Here is a 15,060-nt window from a genome sequence, read left to right as displayed (position 1 = left end):
GACCCTGGAGGACACCGGTATGAAGACCCGCGCCGCCATCGACGAAGGGCCCTCGTCGACTCGGACGGCCCGGATGACCGACCATGGGGGCGTGACACTCGAACCCGGGACACCCGCCGCGCCCGTCGACGTGCTCGTCATCGGGGCCGGGCAGGCCGGCCTGTCGGCCGGACACCACCTGCGACGCCGTGGCTTCGTCCCGGCAGGTCGGGCAGCCGGAGAGGCCCGGAGCGACCGCACCTTCGTCATGCTCGACGCCGACGAGGCCCCGGGCGGCGCGTGGCAGCACCGCTGGGAGTCGCTCACCATGCGCACGGTCAACGGGATCTTCGCCCTCCCGGACCACCCGGTCCCCGACGTCGACCCGGACACGCCCAGCCGCGAGATCCTGCCCCGCTACTTCGCCGACTACGAGATCCGCCACGGCCTCGACGTCCGGCGACCGGTCCGTGTCCGCTCGGTACGCAGACCGGTCCCTGGGAGGGTCGACCCGGCCGGAGACCACCTCGTCGTCGTCACCGAACCGACCGGTGCGCCCCGCCGCGGCACCTTTCGCCCCGGAGACCCACGGACATGGGCGGCCCGCTACGTCATCAACGCCACCGGCACCTGGACCCGGCCGTTCTGGCCGTACTACCCAGGTCAGGAGACCTTCCGCGGACGACAGCTCCACGTCCACGACTACGTCTCGGCCCAAGAGTTCGCCGGACAGCGCGTCGTGATCGTCGGCGGCGGCATCTCGGCGACACAGCTGCTCGAGGACATCTCCCTCGTCGCCGACACCCTGTGGGTGACGCGGCGGGAGATCGAGTGGGAGACGGGCCCGCCGCCGGACAACTTCTCCGCCGCAATCGACCGCGTCGCCGAGCGCACGGCGAGGGGGCTGCCGCCGGAGAGTGTCATCCGCGTCACCGGCATGTACCGCGCGCCGTGGATCGACCGCGCCGACGCGCGCGGCGTCCTCGTGCGCCACCCGATGTTCACCCGCATCGAGCCCGACGGAGTGCGGATGCCCGACGGGCGGCTCGAGCCGGCGGACGTCATCCTCTGGGCCACCGGGTTCCGGCCCGCGATCGCCCATCTCGCCCCGCTCGGGCTGCGGACGGCCGAGGGCGGGATCCGCGTCGCCGACGGACGGGCGCTCGACGAGCCGAGACTGTTCCTCATCGGCTACGGCCCGTCCCAGTCGACCGTGGGGGCCAACCGGGCGGGCCGTGACGCCGTGCGCCAGATCGTCGCGGACCTGCGGGAGGGCTCGCGACTCTAGAGCGTCCGGGAGATCAGCTCCTTCATGATCTCGTTGGTCCCGCCGTAGATCTTCTGCACGCGCGCCGAGGCGTACATGCGGGCGATCGGGTACTCGGTCATGAAGCCGTAGCCGCCGAAGACCTGCAGGCAGCGGTCGATGATCTCGCACTGCTTGTCCGTGCAGAAGTACTTGGCCATGGACGCCGTCGCCGGGTCGAGCTCGCCCTTGAGATGCAGCGAGATGCAGTGGTCCAGCAGAGTGCGGGCGGCCAGCGCCTCGGTCTTACATTCGGCCAGCTCGAAGCGCAGGTTCTGGAACTTGAGGATCGGCTTGCCGAACGCCTCGCGCTCCTTGGCGTAGTCGGTCGCCAGGCGCACGGCGGTCTCGGCGGCGGCGACCGCGGTCACCGCGATGATGAGGCGCTCCTGCGGGAGCTGCTGCATCAGCTGGATGAAGCCCTGCCCCTCCTGGCCCTCGCCGCCCAGGATGTTGCCCGCCGGGACGCGCATGTCGTCGAAGAACAACTCCATGGTGTCCTGGTACTTCAGGCCGATCTTGTCGAGCTTGCGGCCGCGGTTGAAGCCCTCCAGCCCCGGCGTCTCGGCCACCAGCAGTGACAGACCCTGCGCGCCCTCGCCGCCCGTGCGCGCCACGATGACGAGCAGGTCGCAGTGCATGCCGTTGGAGATGAACGTCTTGGAGCCGTTGACCACGAAGTCGTCGCCGTCGCGCGTGGCCGTGGTGCGCAGTGCCTGCAGGTCCGACCCGGCGCCGGGCTCGGTCATGGCGATGGCGCCCACCATCTCGCCGGTCGCGAGCTTCGGCAGCCAACGCTGCTTCTGCTCCTGGGTGCCGTACTGGAGGATGTAGTGGGCGACGATCGTGCTGTGGACCGAGTTGCCCCAGCCGTCGTCCAGCGCCCGGGTCTGCTCCTCCGCGATGACGGCCTCGTGGGCGAACGAGCCGCCGCCGCCCCCGTATTCCTCGGGGATCGAGATGCACAGCAAGCCCGCATCGCCGGCCTTGTTCCAGAACTCGCGGTCCACCGCGCCCTGCTCGGCCCACCGCTCGAGGTGCGGGGCGGTCTCCTTCTCGAGGAAGGCGCGGGTGTGCGCTCGGAGAGCGTCCAGGTCGTCGGTCATCCAGGGGGAGCGGAAGGGGGCGGGCTCTAACACGGGGCGACTCCAGAGTGAGGTGGGGGCCGGCGTGGCCTTGTCGAGCACCACCATACAACCGCATGGCATACAGGTGTATGGTCATCATTCCGGCGGTCGCCTCGGGCGCCGCACGTCGCGGCGAGAGGTGTGCGTGATGGGCGAGGTGGGTTCAGATGGCCCCGGGTCCGGCGGCGGCGCAGAGGCGGGCGACTCCGGCCCGCGGCGCTCCGCCGACGGCGACCTCACCGCCCGCGCGCGGATCCGGTACGCCGCGCTGGAGCTGTACTCGGACCACGGCGAGGACCGGGTCTCCATGCGCCGCGTCGCCGCCGAGGTCGGCGTGACCATCGGGCTGATCCAGCATCACTTCGGCACCAAGGAGGGGCTGCGCCGCGCGGTGGACGACCTCGTGGTGGAGCACGTCGTCGACGCGCTGGCGACCGTCGAGCACACCGGGTCCCCGGCGGAGGTGGTCGCGGCCCGCGACGCCGCCGTGCGCGACATGCTCGAGCGCAACCCGATGGTGGTGAAGTACATTAACCGCGCCCTCATCGAGCCCGACGGCCGGGGCGCTCCGCTGCTCGCGGCGATCGTCGACCTCACCACCAGGGAGGTCGAGAGTCTGCGCCGCGGCGGCCACGCCTCCACGCGCTCCTCGGAGAAGGTCCAGGTGGTGCGCACCCTCATGGGGCAGGTCGGCGAACTGTTCCTCGAACCGATCGTGGCCGCGATCTGGTGTCGGATCGGCGGTGCCGACGACCGACGTCCCACCATCCGGATCACGGTCGGGGAGCACTGACCGGCGGTGTGCCGCTGGGGCGGTGGCGCCGCACCCGGATTCGGGAGGCGCGCCGGTGACGCGCGCGTGCGTCGTGCACGGCGGGGCCCCAGCCGCTAGTCTGACGGAGCGTAGACCCGGGCATTCCGCCAGGGGTGGGAAGGACACGCTCATGAGGTTCACCCGTCTGGCGAAACTCGCCGCGACGGCCGTGATGGTCGGCGCCGCCACGCTGATGGTGCCCGCAGCCGCCCAGGCGGCGGTGCCCGTCGGCGGCGCGACCCCCGTGCTCGTCGGGGGAGTGGCGGGATGCACCATCACCGCCGCCGGTTACGACGCGGCGGGCACCCCGGTCGCGTTCACGGCCGCCCACTGCAGCGATCGGATAAACGTCCCGGTCATCCTCCGCGACAACCAGGGCGCGGGCGTGATCGGCACGGTCGCCACCCGCAACGAGATCCTCGACTACTCGGTCATCCGCCTGGACCCGGGCGTCGCGGTCCCCGTCCGCCAGGCCGGCGTGGTCGGCCGCGGGCCGGCGCCGGAGTTCGGCGACGTCGTCTGCAAGGACGGCCTGTCGACCGGCCACACGTGCGGCATCACCTGGCAGCGCGAGGGTGACAGGTTCTGGAGCCACGCCTGTGCCGGGTACGGGGATTCCGGCGGGCCCATCACCCGCGACGGCCGGCTCGTGGGCCTGGTCTCGGGCGGCCACATGCCGCCGGCGGCCGGGGCGGCCGGCAGCCTCGGCCCTGTTCTGCCCTCGTGCCTGCACCCGGCCCAGTCGCCGTTCTTCCTGCCCGCGCTGGGGTACTCGTTCGACGCGATCGTCGCCGACGCCACCGCGCGCAACTGGCCCGGAAGCGGCTTCCGGATGGCCTGACGGCCCGGCCGGCCCCGGGATCCATCGAGAGGAGCGTTCCGCACACCCGCTCGGCGTGGTGTGCGGAACGCTCTTCTCGTTGATCCGACGGGTCTCGTCGCCCCGTCCGGCGGGTCAGCTCACTTCAGCTCGGCGCTCGACAGGTCGAGGATGCGCCGGGCGATGACCAGCTGCTGGATCTGCTGGGTGCCCTCGAAGATGTCGAGGATCTTGGAATCGCGCGACCACTTCTCGAGGAAGCTGCGCTCGGAGTAGCCGTAGCTGCCCGCGAGTTCGACGGCGCCCAGTGTCACGGCAGAGCCGGTGCGCCCGGCCTTGGCCTTGCACATCGACGCTTCCTTGGTGTTGGGCATCTTGTTGTCGGCCATCCACGCCGCGCGCAGCGTGAGCAGGTACGCGGCCTCCCAGTCGGCCTCGAGCTCGAGGTACTTGGCCACGGCGGCCGGCTGGCTGGTGGCGGGCCGGTCGTAGTCGATCTCCATACCGGCCTCCTCGAGGAGCGTGCGGATCTCCTCGAGCGCGGCGCGTGCGACGCCCACCGCCATGCCGGCGACCAGCGGGCGGGTGTTGTCGAACGTCTGCATGGCGCCGGCGAAGCCCTTGTCCACGCGGATCTCCGGGTCGCCCAGGAGGTTCTCCTTGGGGACGCGGCAGTCGGTGAAGGTGATCTGCGCGGTATCGGACGCGCGGATGCCGAGCTTGTGCTCGAGCCGGTCAACGGACACGCCGGGATGGTCGCGCGGCACGACGAAGGACTTGATGGCGGCGCGGCCCTTGCTCTTGTCGAGGGTCGCCCACACCACGATGTGGTCGGCGCGGGCACCGGAGGTGACGAAGATCTTGGTGCCGTTGAGGACGTACTCGTCGCCGTCGAGGCGCGCGGTGGCCGACACGGCGGCGGAGTCGGAGCCGAAGTCGGGCTCGGTGATGGCCATGGAGGCCCACACGCGGCCGAACTTCTCCATCTGCTCGTCGTTGGCCACGGCGGCGATGGCGGAGTTGCCCAGGCCCTGGCGGGGGATGGACAGGGTCAGGCCGACGTCGCCCCAGCAGGTCTCGATGATGTTGAGCAGCGACTTCATGTTGCCGCCGTTGGCCACGCCCTCGCGCTTGGGTGCGCCGCCGGACCCCATGGTGGCGCCGGAGGCGGCCTGGCCGGCGTCCTCCATGGCCTCCATCATGGCCTTGAGGGTGTCGAGCTCGACGGGGTACTCGTGCTCGGCGAGGTCGTACTTGCGGGAGATGGGCCGGAAGATCTGGGTGGCTACCTGGCGGGCCTGGTTCGCACCCGCCTGGAGCTTCTTGGGTAGTTCGAGGTTGATCATCGCTGGGTGTCCTTGGTCCGGTTCGGGAGGGTGGCGGCGCGGGCGGGGGTCACAGGACCACCACGCCCTCGGCCACGCCCACGGCGCGCAGGTCGCGGTACCAGCGCTCGACCGGGTGCTCCTTGGTGAAGCCGTGCCCGCCCAGCAGCTGGACACCGTCGAGGCCGATCTTCATGCCCTTGTCCGCGGCGATCTTGCGGGCCAGGGCGGCCTCCCGGGCGAACGACAGGCCCTGCTCGGCGCGGGAGGCGCCACGCCAGGTGACCAGGCGCATGCCGTCGAGCTCGGTGGCCATGTCGGCCACGGCGAAGGCGACAGCCTGTCGGTGGGCGATGGGCTCGCCGAACGCGTGGCGCTCCTTGACGTAGGGCGTGACGTAGTCGAGGACGGCGTGGGAGGTGCCCACGGCCAGCGACGCCCAGCCGAGGCGCGACAGACGGATCACGTCGGCGTAGGCGGCGGCGCGGTCGTCGGGGGAGACGTCCGGGCCGCCGAGGATCGCGTCGGCGTGCACGGTCACGTCGGTGAGGACGAGCCGGCCCAGGCCGGCGGCGCGCAGGCCCATGGACGGATCGGCCTCGACCACGAGGCCCTCGGTGTCGGATTCCACGACGAAGTAGGTCGGCGCGCCGTCGAGCATGGCGGCGACGACGAAGAGCTCGGCGGTGCCGGCGGTGGGCACCATCGACTTGACGCCGTTGAGCGTGAAGCCCCCGGGGGTGCGTACGGCGGTCGTCTTCAGGTCGAACGGGTCGAACAGCGGGCGAGGTTCGGCCACCGCCACGGCGGCGGCCGGGACCTTCTCGGAGGCGAACGCCGGCAGGTAGGACTTCTGCTGGGCGTCGGAGCCGAACTGTGTCAGCGTGGTTGCCACGCCGGATGGCGCGAGGATAGGCAGGGCCAGGCCCATGTCTCCGTAGGCCAGGGCCTCGGCGACGAGGGAGTTGGTCACCACGCCGCGCTCGGAGGCGATGCCCTCGAACTCCTCGGGGACGTTGAGCATGGTGGCGCCGATCTCGGCGGACCGCTCGAGAAGCGAGGCGGGGGCCTCAGCGGCGGCGTCGGCGTCGTGGGCGGCCGGGCGGATGACCTCTGTGGCGAATTCGCGCACGGTCTGGGAGATCATCTGCTGGTCCTCGTCCAGCGTGAGGTCGAACAGGTCTGGCCGCGCCTCGGTGTCGGCGTCGGGTAGGCGCTTGGGCGCGCCGCCTCCGGAGACCTTCTTGAACGATTTGGTCGCGGCCCCGAGGGTCTTGAATCCGGTCTTGGTGGCCTCGTAGGTCACCCGGTCGACCGTCTGGCGCAGTCCGAACCGCTCGGCGAACTCCGACCCGGTGATCGTGGTCAGCGCACGCATCGCGGCGCCGATGGCGTCGATGCGTGTGGGGTTCTTGCCCGGTGTGGAGGTCTTCGCGCGTCCCGTCGTGGGCGGGGTCGTGGGGTTCTTACTCATCATCACCAGCTGTTCTCGTGACGGACGGTGGGCGGTGTGGTCGCCAACACCTTACTTCGGAGTAAGTTCCGAGCGCCACACTTTCCCCTGAAGTTCTCGGCACCGTTGTTCGGCGGGGGTTGGTTCAGCCGCGGAGCAGGGCGACCGCCTGGTCGACGGCACCCTGGCGGCCCGCCACGAACCAGTCGTAGCCGTTGACCTCCACGGTCGCGCAGACCCCGCCCGCGCCCTCGACGAGTGCGCGGCCGGGCAGCCAGTCCCACTCCGGGCAGGAGTGCTGGCACCACACGGTGTGGATCCCGCAGGCGACCGAGGCCAGGTCGACCGATCCGGATCCGAGCATCCGGATGGTCGCCGCGCCCCGGCTCACGCGGTGGAACGGCTCGGCCAGATCGGGGTCGGTGAGGAACGGCGGGTGGAGGTAGGTGGCGAGACTGCCGGCGGCGAGGTCGCCGGGGGACAGCGGGGTCACGGGGACGCCGTTGCGGCGGGTGGGCGTCTCGGAGCCGCCGACGAAGGTCTCGCCGGTGGCGGGGCGGTGGACCGCGCCGAGCAGGTAGTCGTCGGGGCCGCTGAGTGCCACTGCCGAGCACCAGTAGTCGGAGCCGGAGACGAAGTTGTAGGTGCCGTCGACGGGGTCCACGACCCACCGCCGGTCGTGGCCGCCGGCGACCAGGGTTCCCTCTTCGCCGAGGACGCCGTCGTCCGGCCGGTGGGCGGCGAGAAGCGCGGTGATGTGTCGTTCGGCGGCGTCGTCCGCCTCGGTGACGACGTCCGAGACGGACGTCTTGCGCCGGACGTCGAGTCCGTCCTCGCGCAGGCGGCGCGCCAGGGTGCCGGCGTCGACGACGAGGCGGGCGGCCAGGTCGACGTCGGACAGTCGCCCGGTGAGCTCGTCGGACGGGGGGCGCGGGTGGCCGGTGTCGATGGACATGCACTTCCTCCGCTGGGGTCGCGGCGCGCTGACCACGGGCGGCAGCGGGTCCGCGGCTCTCGACGCTACCCGCGGCGGGCGACCACGGGTGATGTGGCGGGTCACGTCGGGGCGACGGGCGGGGAAACGGTGGGCGACGCCCGGGCCGCGTAGACTCGGATCTCGTGCACCCTGAAGTCTCCGCCGACATCGCAGCCCTCGACGCGACCATGACCACCGTCGAGAAGGTTCTCGACATCGACGAGCTCGCCCGCCGCGTCGACGAGCTCGAGCAGATGGCCGCCGACCCGGACCTGTGGAACGACCAGGACCGGGCTCAGAAGGTCACCAGCGAGCTGTCGTACATCCAGGCGGACCTACGTCGCTGCCGCGAACTGCGGCAGCGGATCGAGGATCTGCCGCTGATGTACGAGCTCGCGGAGGAGGAAGGCGGCGACGCCGTCGAGGAGGCGGATGCCGAGCGGGCGAGCCTGCGTGAGGACGTCGAGGCCATGGAGGTCAAGACGATGCTCAGCGGTGAGTACGACCAGCGTGAGGCCGTCGTGAACATCCGCGCGGGCGCCGGCGGTGTCGACGCCGCGGACTTCGCGGAGATGCTCATGCGGATGTACGTGCGCTGGGCGGAGAAGAACGGCCACAAGGTCGAGGTCTACGACACCTCGTACGCGGAGGAGGCCGGCATCAAGTCCGCCACCTTCATCGTCAAGGACCCGTACATGTACGGCACCCTCTCGGTCGAGCAGGGCACCCACCGCCTCGTGCGCATCTCGCCGTTCGACAACCAGGGGCGCCGCCAGACCTCCTTCGCCGAGGTCGAGGTGCTTCCCGTGGTCGAGACGGTCGACTCGATCGAGGTCCCGGAGAACGAGGTCCGCGTCGACGTGTACCGCTCGTCGGGTCCCGGTGGGCAGTCGGTCAACACCACCGACTCCGCGGTGCGCCTCACGCACATCCCCACGGGGATCGTCGTGACGTGTCAGAACGAGAAGTCGCAGCTGCAGAACAAGGTCGCGGCCATGAAGGTGCTGCAGGCCAAGCTGCTCGAGCGCAAGCGGCAGGAGGAACGGGCCGCGATGGACGCCCTCGGTTCGGGCGGCAACGCGTCGTGGGGCAACCAGATGCGCTCCTACGTGCTGCACCCGTACCAGATGGTCAAGGACCTCCGGACCGAGCACGAGGTCAACAACCCGTCGGTGGTGCTCGACGGTGACATCGACGGATTCATCGAGGCCGGCATCCGGTGGCGGATGCGGGAGGGGGCCGACGCCTAGTGAGGGTCCAGACCGACTTCAGCGGAATTCTCCGTTGGCTGAGCAACGAGGGTCTGGAGGTCGTCCTCCTCGTCCTGGGGGCGGCCCTGCTGACCCGCGTGATCGGCAAGATCGCCCGGATGTGGACCGGCCGGATCGACGCAAAGAACGCGGACAAGGAGCTGTGGTCCGAGGAGTCAAAGCACCTGCACTCGCTGATCCAGGTGCTCTCCTATGTCGCCGTCGCCGTCCTGTACGTCCTCTTCGGGATCCAGATTCTCCTGCGCTTCGGTGTGAACCTCGTCGCCCTGGTCGCGCCGGCGACCGTCCTCGGCGCGGCGCTCGGCTTCGGCGCGCAGAAGGTCGTCCAGGACTTCCTGGCGGGGTTCTTCGTCCTCGCCGAGAGGCAGTACGGGTACGGCGACATCGTGGAGCTCACGACCGCGACCGGCGTCGCCGCCGGCACGATCGAGGACGTCACTCTCCGCGTCACCCGGCTGCGCACGCTGGACGGTGAGGCCGTGATCGTTCCCAACGGTCAGATCGTCACCGCGGTCAACCAGTCGCAGGACTGGGCGCGCGCCATCATCGACGTGCCGGTACCCAACAACGCCGACATGGACAAGGCGCACGAGGTGCTCGCCGAGGTGTGTCGGGACATCGTCGACGACGACCGTGTGGGTGAGTACGTGCTCGACGAGCCATCCGTGATGGGCGTGCAGTCCATCAAGCTGGAGCAGACCATCATCCGCCTGCTCGCCCGCACCAAGCCGGGGATGCAGTGGGAGGTCGGCCGGCGCATGCGCGCGGTGATCCTGCGCCGGTTCAGGCAGGAGGGCATCGTCCTGGAGCCGGAGGCGCTCGCGGCCATCCGGGCGGGGATGCTCCGCCCGCAGACCGGAGAGGGGAGCGTCTGATGGCACGGCACAGTGACGACGACACGACCCGGAACGACGACACGATCCGGAACGACGACACGACCCGCGACGGTGACGTGGCCCGGGGCGCCGACGCGACCCCCGACGCCGGCACGACCCGGGAGGATGACGCCACGCGTCAGGAGCCCGTGCTGCGCCAGGACCCGTCCGCCCGTGAACAGCCCGATCCGCTGGGCCTCGGCGGCACGCCACCGCCCGACGCGCCCTCACGCCGGCCGAAGCCCGCGATCGTGGCGCTGATCGGGGAGTTCCTGTCGATGTCGCGGACGACCGCGATCCTTCTCGGTGCGTTCGTCGTCGCCGGGGTGCTGTATCTGCTCGTCCGTGAGCAGCCGGTCGTCGCCTTCGGTCCGCCGGCCCCGCCCGCGACCAGTGCGCCGACCGAGCCGGCTGAGTCATCGTCCGAGCAGACCGGGCCGTCGGAGCTTACGGGCACCACCGATCCCACTCCCACGACAGGGCCGGATCAGACGGGGACCGCGACGACCGGGACGACGACCACCGGCCCCGAGGGCACCGCCAGCACCAGCCCGGGCCCGGGTGGCTTGCGCGGAACGGCGGGATCGACTCCCACCCGGCAGGAGCAGACGCAGGCGCCGCAGCAGCAGGCACCGCAGCAACAGGTGCCGCAGGAGCAGCCTCAGCAGCAGTCGCAACAGCAGACTGGTCAGCAGGCACCCGAGGGCGTTCCGACCTCTGTTCCGAGCGGCGGCGCCCTCGAGGGGTGACGCCTATCGCTCGGGCACCGGGTGGCGCTTCGGCGGTCCCGCCGGCGGACCACGGTGTTCGGCCAGCAGCGCCGACAGTGACGGGTGTGGCGCTAGGCTACTGGCGTGATCAGTGCTGACCGTGTGACCAAGTCGTACGCGTCCGTGACGCGTCCGGCTCTGTCCGATGTGAGCGTGGAGATCGACGACGGCGAGTTCGCCTTTCTCATCGGTGCCTCCGGCTCCGGTAAGTCGACCTTCCTGCGGCTGCTGTTGAGGGAGGAGCGGCCGGACTCGGGTCGGCTCGTCGTGGCCGGCCACGATCTCACACGCATGAAGAACTCGGATGTGCCCGGGCTGCGGCGTTCGCTCGGCTGCGTGTTCCAGGATTTCCGCCTCCTGCCGGGCAAGACGGTCGCGGAGAACGTGGCGTTCGCGCTCCAGGTCATCGGCAAGTCCCGCCGGACCATCGAGAAGCTCGTCCCGGAGACGCTCGACATGGTCGGACTGGGTACCAAGGCGGATCGTCGGCCGCACGAGTTGTCCGGGGGAGAGCAGCAGCGAGTCGCCATCGCCCGGGCGTTCGTGAACCGTCCCGTGCTGCTGCTCGCGGACGAGCCGACGGGCAATCTCGACCCGGAGACCAGTGAGGACATCATGTTGCTGCTCGACCGGATCAACAGGACGGGCACCACGGTGCTCATGGCTACGCACGACCGCCACATCGTGGATCGGTCGCGCCGCCGGGTCGTGGAACTGGTCGACGGTGCGGTCGTGCGGGATGACGCACGCGGGACCTACGGGGTGGATCGCTGATGGCCGTCAGGTTCATCGCGTCGGAGGTCGCGCAGGGACTACGCCGGAACCTCTCCATGACGCTGGCCATGATCATCACCACGGCCGTCGCGCTGGGGATGCTGGGCGCCGGGCTGCTGGTGGCGATGACCGCGTCCGCGAGCCAGGCCAAGTACGACTACCTCAACGAGTTCCGCGTCTACGTGGACCGCTCGATCTCCGTCGAGGACCCGGAGTGTGCGGCGGAGTGCGCGGGAATTCGCGAGCAGCTCGAGGAGACGCCGGGCGTGGCGTCGGTGGAGTACAAGAACCCGCAGGAGACCTACTCCGAGTTCGTCGAGCTGTTCGCCTCGACCGACCCGGTTCTGGTGGAGTCGACGTCGCCGGACGCTCTCGGCTCGCGGTTCACCCTCACTCTGTCCGATCCGACGCGGGCGGAGGAGGTCGCGGTGGATCTGGCGGACGTGTCCGGGATCGAGGTCGTGCAGGGGCAGGGTGAGCTGGTCGAGCGCGTCTTCTCGGTTCTCGGCGGCATCCGCAACGCGGCGTTCGCCATAGCGGTGGTTCAGCTCGTGGCGACCGTCCTGCTCATCGCCAACATGACCCAGATCGCGGCGTTCACGCGACGCACCGCGGTCGGGATCATGCGCCTGGTGGGCGCGAGCCGGTGGTACACCGAGTTGCCGTTCGTGCTCGAAGCGGTGATCGCGGCGATCACCGGCGCCGTCCTTGCGGTGGGGGGTCTGTTGGTGGCCAAGAGCGTGTTCCTCGACAGGGTGCTGGACGAGGCGTACCGGGCGAATCTCGTCGAGAGGATCACGACCTCCGACATTCTGGTTCTCGCCCCGGGGCTCGTCGTCGCCGGCGCGGTGGCCTCCGCGTTGACGGCGTGGGTGACCCTGAGGCTGACGGTCCGGCACTGATGGCCCGGTACTGATGGCCCGGCACTGACGGCCGCCGCCCCTTCCGGCTCGTCTAGACTCTGGGGGCTGCGCAACAGCAACGAGGAGGTGAACCGACGTGGCCAAGAAAAACAAGAAGAAGGGCGCGTCCTCCCTCGGCTCCGACGGGAGCATCGTCGCGAGTAACCGCAAGGCCAGGCACGATTTCCACATCCTGGACACCTACGAGGCCGGGATCGCCCTCGTGGGCACCGAGATCAAGAGCATGCGGGAGGGTAAGGCCTCGCTGGTCGACGCGTTCGCGACGGTCGACGACGGCGAGGTGTGGCTCCGCGGGCTCCACATCCCCGAGTATTCGCACGGGAGCTGGACGAATCATGCCCCCAAGCGGGCGCGGAAGCTCCTGCTACACCGCCGGGAGATCGACTCGCTCGTGGGCAAGGTGCGCGACGGGAACGCGACGCTCGTCCCGTTGTCGCTCTACTTCGTGAACGGTCGCGTCAAGGTCGAACTGGCCGTCGCGCGGGGTAAGCAGGCCCACGACAAGCGGCAGGACATCGCCCGGCGGACGGCCGAGCGCGAAGCGGTCCGCGAGCTGGGCAGGAAGATCAAGGGCATGCGGGCGTGATGCCGGTCGCGCTGGCGTCGACCTCGGCGGTGGCGTACGGCATCAGTGACTATCTCGGTGGCGTGGCGTCCCGCCGCGCGCGGGCGTTGCGCGTCGTCAGCGTGGCCTACCCTGTCTCGATCGTGCTCGTGGGGGTCGCGGCCCTCGTCGCGGGCGGGTCACCTACTCCGGCGGGCCTGGGGTGGGGGTTGGCGTCCGGGCTCGCATCCGGCGCCGCGGTGTGGACGTTCTATGTGGCGCTGTCCCGGGGGCCGATGAGCGTCATCTCGCCGATCACGGCGGTCCTGGCCGCCGCCGGACCTCTGGCCTTCGGGTTGGCGGCGGGGGAGCGGCCCGGGTCCGCGGCGATGGCGGGGATGGCGGTGGCGCTCGTGGCCACCGTCCTCGTGTCCCTGGAGGGCGCGGACGGCTCGTCCGCCGCGCACGGGCGGTTGACGGCGTCGCTCCTGGTGATGTCGGTGGTGTCGGGCTCGGCGTTCGCCGCCTTCTTCGTCCTGTTGTCGCGGGTGCCCGCGGGCGAGGGGCTCTGGCCGGTCGCGGCGTCGCGGGTAGGCGCGACGGTGATGTTGCTCGCCGCTGCCGTGGCCGCGCGTGAGTCGTTCCGCTTCCCGCGCCGTCTCATCGCGATCGGGGTGGTGATCGCCGTGTTCGACGCGATCGCGAATGGTGCGTTCTACTTCGCCTCCCAGGCAGGGATGCTCTCCCTCGTCAGCGTCATCGCCGCCCTGTACCCCGCCTTCACCGTCGCGCTGGCGGTCACGCATGGGGGCGAGCGGATGCGCGCGGTCCAACTGGCCGGGCTGGGCCTGGCCGGCGTCGCGATCGTCCTCCTCACGCTTGGCTGACCGGAGACGGACGTCACCCTGGTATTCGACGGTCCCCGGGGGTATGGTTGGAGGTCCGTCGGCGGAAGTCGGCGGCTCCTGAGGGGCTGATGTGGTTTCGACTACGTGAGCTGACGCAGGGGAAGCGTGCCGGTGCAGGCCAGAGACCACCGTAAGCGTCGTGGCAACCAATTACGCGCCGATACCAATCAGCGCGACTACGCCCTCGCTGCCTGATAGCGAGCCCGTAGTCTGTCGGCCCGGGGTCGCTCTCGCCCCGGAACCCGGCATCATCTAGAGGGATCACCGGCTCACCCGGTCACGGGGTGGGTCGGGACAACTCACAGTGACTGGGATCGTCATCGCCAACACGTCCGCATGAGGGCGAGATCCGAGTAGAGGCCAACGCGGACTGCGCACGGAGAAGTCCTGCCGATGCTGCGGAGGACCCGGGTTCAATTCCCGGCAGCTCCACAATCGGGCTGAACCCCCGGTCGTCTCGACGACCGGGGGTTCAGCGCATTTCATAGTGCTGCTCGGAACCATCGATGCAGAGCCCGTCCGCGCGCCGGCCGCCGGCGCTGGCCCCCTCCTGCCTCAGAAGGGTGGTGGTGGTTGGAGGAGTTCGTCGAGGTGCTCGTGGAGGGCGTGGAGGATGGCTTTTTCCTGGGCGCTGTCGGTGGGTTTGTTGCGTTGCCACCAGCGGCTGGCCGCGGCGGGGGTCATGCGCTCACGCGATCCCGAGTCCGGCGTCGCGTTCGCGTCCGGGGTGGTGTTGGCGGTGGATTCGGGTGCGGGTGCGCTGCCGGTGGGCGTCTCCGCGGTCTCAGGTGGCGGCGAGGTCGCGGCGCGGGCCTCGGTGGCGTTGCGGGCGGCGGTGCGGGCGCGTTCGCGGGCCAGGCGTTGTGCGCGGCGGGCGAAGTAGGTGGCCTCGTCCAGGACCCCGGCCCCGTAGACGGGGCTGGGATTGCGGCGTTGCTGACGCGCCCAGGCCTCGGCCTCGCTACGTTGTTGCTCGCGCCGGTACTGGGCCAGCGGCCCGTCGGGCCGGGTGAGCATGACGGTGCCGTCGGGGGTCGTCACGATCAGCGTGCCGTCGGGCTCCAGCTTGTAGGTCCAGTCGGAGAACGTTTTGAACCGGTGGTGGCGCCGGCATTGGGCCACCAGGTTCGCCTCGATGGTCAGGCCACCGGCGGCGGGGTCGGCGTGGTTGAACGGCACCACATGATCCAGGTCA

General features: G+C 70.4%; 15 protein-coding genes and 1 other RNA gene. 11 read left to right on the top strand and 5 right to left on the bottom strand.

Annotation, left to right across the window (positions count from 1 at the left end; genetic code table 11):
* The first annotated feature begins 73 nt into the window (after nucleotides 1-73).
* A complete protein-coding gene (locus tag DPA01S_RS07790; RefSeq protein WP_061915277.1) occupies nucleotides 74-1,267 on the top strand; it encodes an FAD-dependent oxidoreductase in 1,194 nt (397 codons plus the stop codon).
* Here DPA01S_RS07790 and DPA01S_RS07785 read toward each other — a convergent pair.
* Nucleotides 1,264-2,391 (bottom strand): acyl-CoA dehydrogenase family protein, encoded by a 1,128-nt coding sequence (locus DPA01S_RS07785; protein ID WP_061915274.1) that lies wholly within the window; start codon nucleotides 2,389-2,391, stop codon nucleotides 1,264-1,266. The genes DPA01S_RS07790 and DPA01S_RS07785 overlap by 4 nt on opposite strands.
* 169 nt (nucleotides 2,392-2,560) lie before the next feature.
* Here DPA01S_RS07785 and DPA01S_RS07780 point away from each other — a divergent pair, with 169 nt between their 5' ends.
* Entirely contained in the window at nucleotides 2,561-3,205 is a 645-nt protein-coding gene (locus tag DPA01S_RS07780; protein ID WP_007633883.1) for a TetR/AcrR family transcriptional regulator, read from the top strand.
* Between the two features lie 151 nt (nucleotides 3,206-3,356).
* Nucleotides 3,357-4,067, top strand: a complete 711-nt coding sequence (locus tag DPA01S_RS07775) for a chymotrypsin family serine protease (protein WP_061915224.1) — start codon at nucleotides 3,357-3,359, stop codon at nucleotides 4,065-4,067.
* Nucleotides 4,068-4,186: 119 nt separating this feature from the next.
* On the opposite strand, the gene DPA01S_RS07770 is transcribed toward DPA01S_RS07775, so the two are convergent.
* From DPA01S_RS07770 to DPA01S_RS07760, 3 genes are all read right to left on the bottom strand, one after another.
* Nucleotides 4,187-5,392 (bottom strand): acyl-CoA dehydrogenase family protein, encoded by a 1,206-nt coding sequence (locus DPA01S_RS07770; protein ID WP_061915221.1) that lies wholly within the window; start codon nucleotides 5,390-5,392, stop codon nucleotides 4,187-4,189.
* Between the two features lie 49 nt (nucleotides 5,393-5,441).
* Nucleotides 5,442-6,848: an acyl-CoA dehydrogenase family protein gene (locus DPA01S_RS07765; RefSeq protein WP_061915217.1), complete on the bottom strand. Its 1,407-nt coding sequence runs from the start codon at nucleotides 6,846-6,848 to the stop codon at nucleotides 5,442-5,444.
* Nucleotides 6,849-6,969: 121 nt separating this feature from the next.
* On the bottom strand, nucleotides 6,970-7,779 hold the full coding sequence (locus tag DPA01S_RS07760; protein WP_061229887.1) for an inositol monophosphatase family protein: 810 nt from the start codon (nucleotides 7,777-7,779) through the stop codon (nucleotides 6,970-6,972).
* A 164-nt stretch (nucleotides 7,780-7,943) separates the two neighbouring features.
* On the opposite strand from DPA01S_RS07760, the gene prfB reads away from it, so the two are divergent.
* The 8 genes from prfB to ssrA all read left to right on the top strand — a co-directional run bounded on the left by prfB (nucleotide 7,944) and on the right by ssrA (nucleotide 14,300).
* The gene (gene prfB, locus DPA01S_RS07755; RefSeq protein WP_061915215.1) at nucleotides 7,944-9,050 is read left to right on the top strand and encodes a peptide chain release factor 2; all 1,107 of its coding nucleotides are present in this window, start codon (nucleotides 7,944-7,946) and stop codon (nucleotides 9,048-9,050) included.
* A complete protein-coding gene (locus tag DPA01S_RS07750; protein WP_061915212.1) occupies nucleotides 9,050-9,946 on the top strand; it encodes a mechanosensitive ion channel family protein in 897 nt (298 codons plus the stop codon). Before prfB ends, DPA01S_RS07750 begins: the two co-directional genes overlap by 1 nt.
* Nucleotides 9,946-10,695, top strand: coding sequence for a hypothetical protein (locus DPA01S_RS07745; RefSeq protein ID WP_061915209.1), 750 nt, complete (start codon nucleotides 9,946-9,948; stop codon nucleotides 10,693-10,695). The genes DPA01S_RS07750 and DPA01S_RS07745 overlap by 1 nt, the downstream gene beginning before the upstream one ends.
* Before the next feature lie 105 nt (nucleotides 10,696-10,800).
* Nucleotides 10,801-11,490, top strand: a complete 690-nt coding sequence (gene ftsE / locus DPA01S_RS07740; RefSeq protein WP_061915206.1) for a cell division ATP-binding protein FtsE — start codon at nucleotides 10,801-10,803, stop codon at nucleotides 11,488-11,490.
* A complete protein-coding gene (ftsX, locus tag DPA01S_RS07735) occupies nucleotides 11,490-12,392 on the top strand; it encodes a permease-like cell division protein FtsX (RefSeq protein ID WP_007633868.1) in 903 nt (300 codons plus the stop codon). The genes ftsE and ftsX overlap by 1 nt, the downstream gene beginning before the upstream one ends.
* A 97-nt stretch (nucleotides 12,393-12,489) precedes the next feature.
* The gene (gene smpB / locus DPA01S_RS07730) at nucleotides 12,490-12,999 is read left to right on the top strand and encodes an SsrA-binding protein SmpB (RefSeq protein ID WP_007633865.1); all 510 of its coding nucleotides are present in this window, start codon (nucleotides 12,490-12,492) and stop codon (nucleotides 12,997-12,999) included.
* Nucleotides 12,999-13,844 (top strand): DMT family transporter, encoded by an 846-nt coding sequence (locus tag DPA01S_RS07725; protein ID WP_061229891.1) that lies wholly within the window; start codon nucleotides 12,999-13,001, stop codon nucleotides 13,842-13,844. Before smpB ends, DPA01S_RS07725 begins: the two co-directional genes overlap by 1 nt.
* A gap of 82 nt (nucleotides 13,845-13,926) precedes the next feature.
* Nucleotides 13,927-14,300, top strand: a transfer-messenger RNA (tmRNA) gene (ssrA, locus tag DPA01S_RS07720).
* A 120-nt stretch (nucleotides 14,301-14,420) separates the two neighbouring features.
* On the opposite strand, the gene DPA01S_RS16980 is transcribed toward ssrA, so the two are convergent.
* Nucleotides 14,421-15,060 (bottom strand): HNH endonuclease (locus DPA01S_RS16980; protein WP_198150725.1); only part of this gene is annotated, 640 nt, incomplete at its 5' end.

The organism is Dietzia papillomatosis NBRC 105045 (assembly GCF_001570845.1).
Classification (GTDB): Bacteria; Actinomycetota; Actinomycetes; order Mycobacteriales; family Mycobacteriaceae; genus Dietzia; species Dietzia cinnamea.
This window is presented reverse-complemented; position numbering and strand designations above follow the sequence as displayed.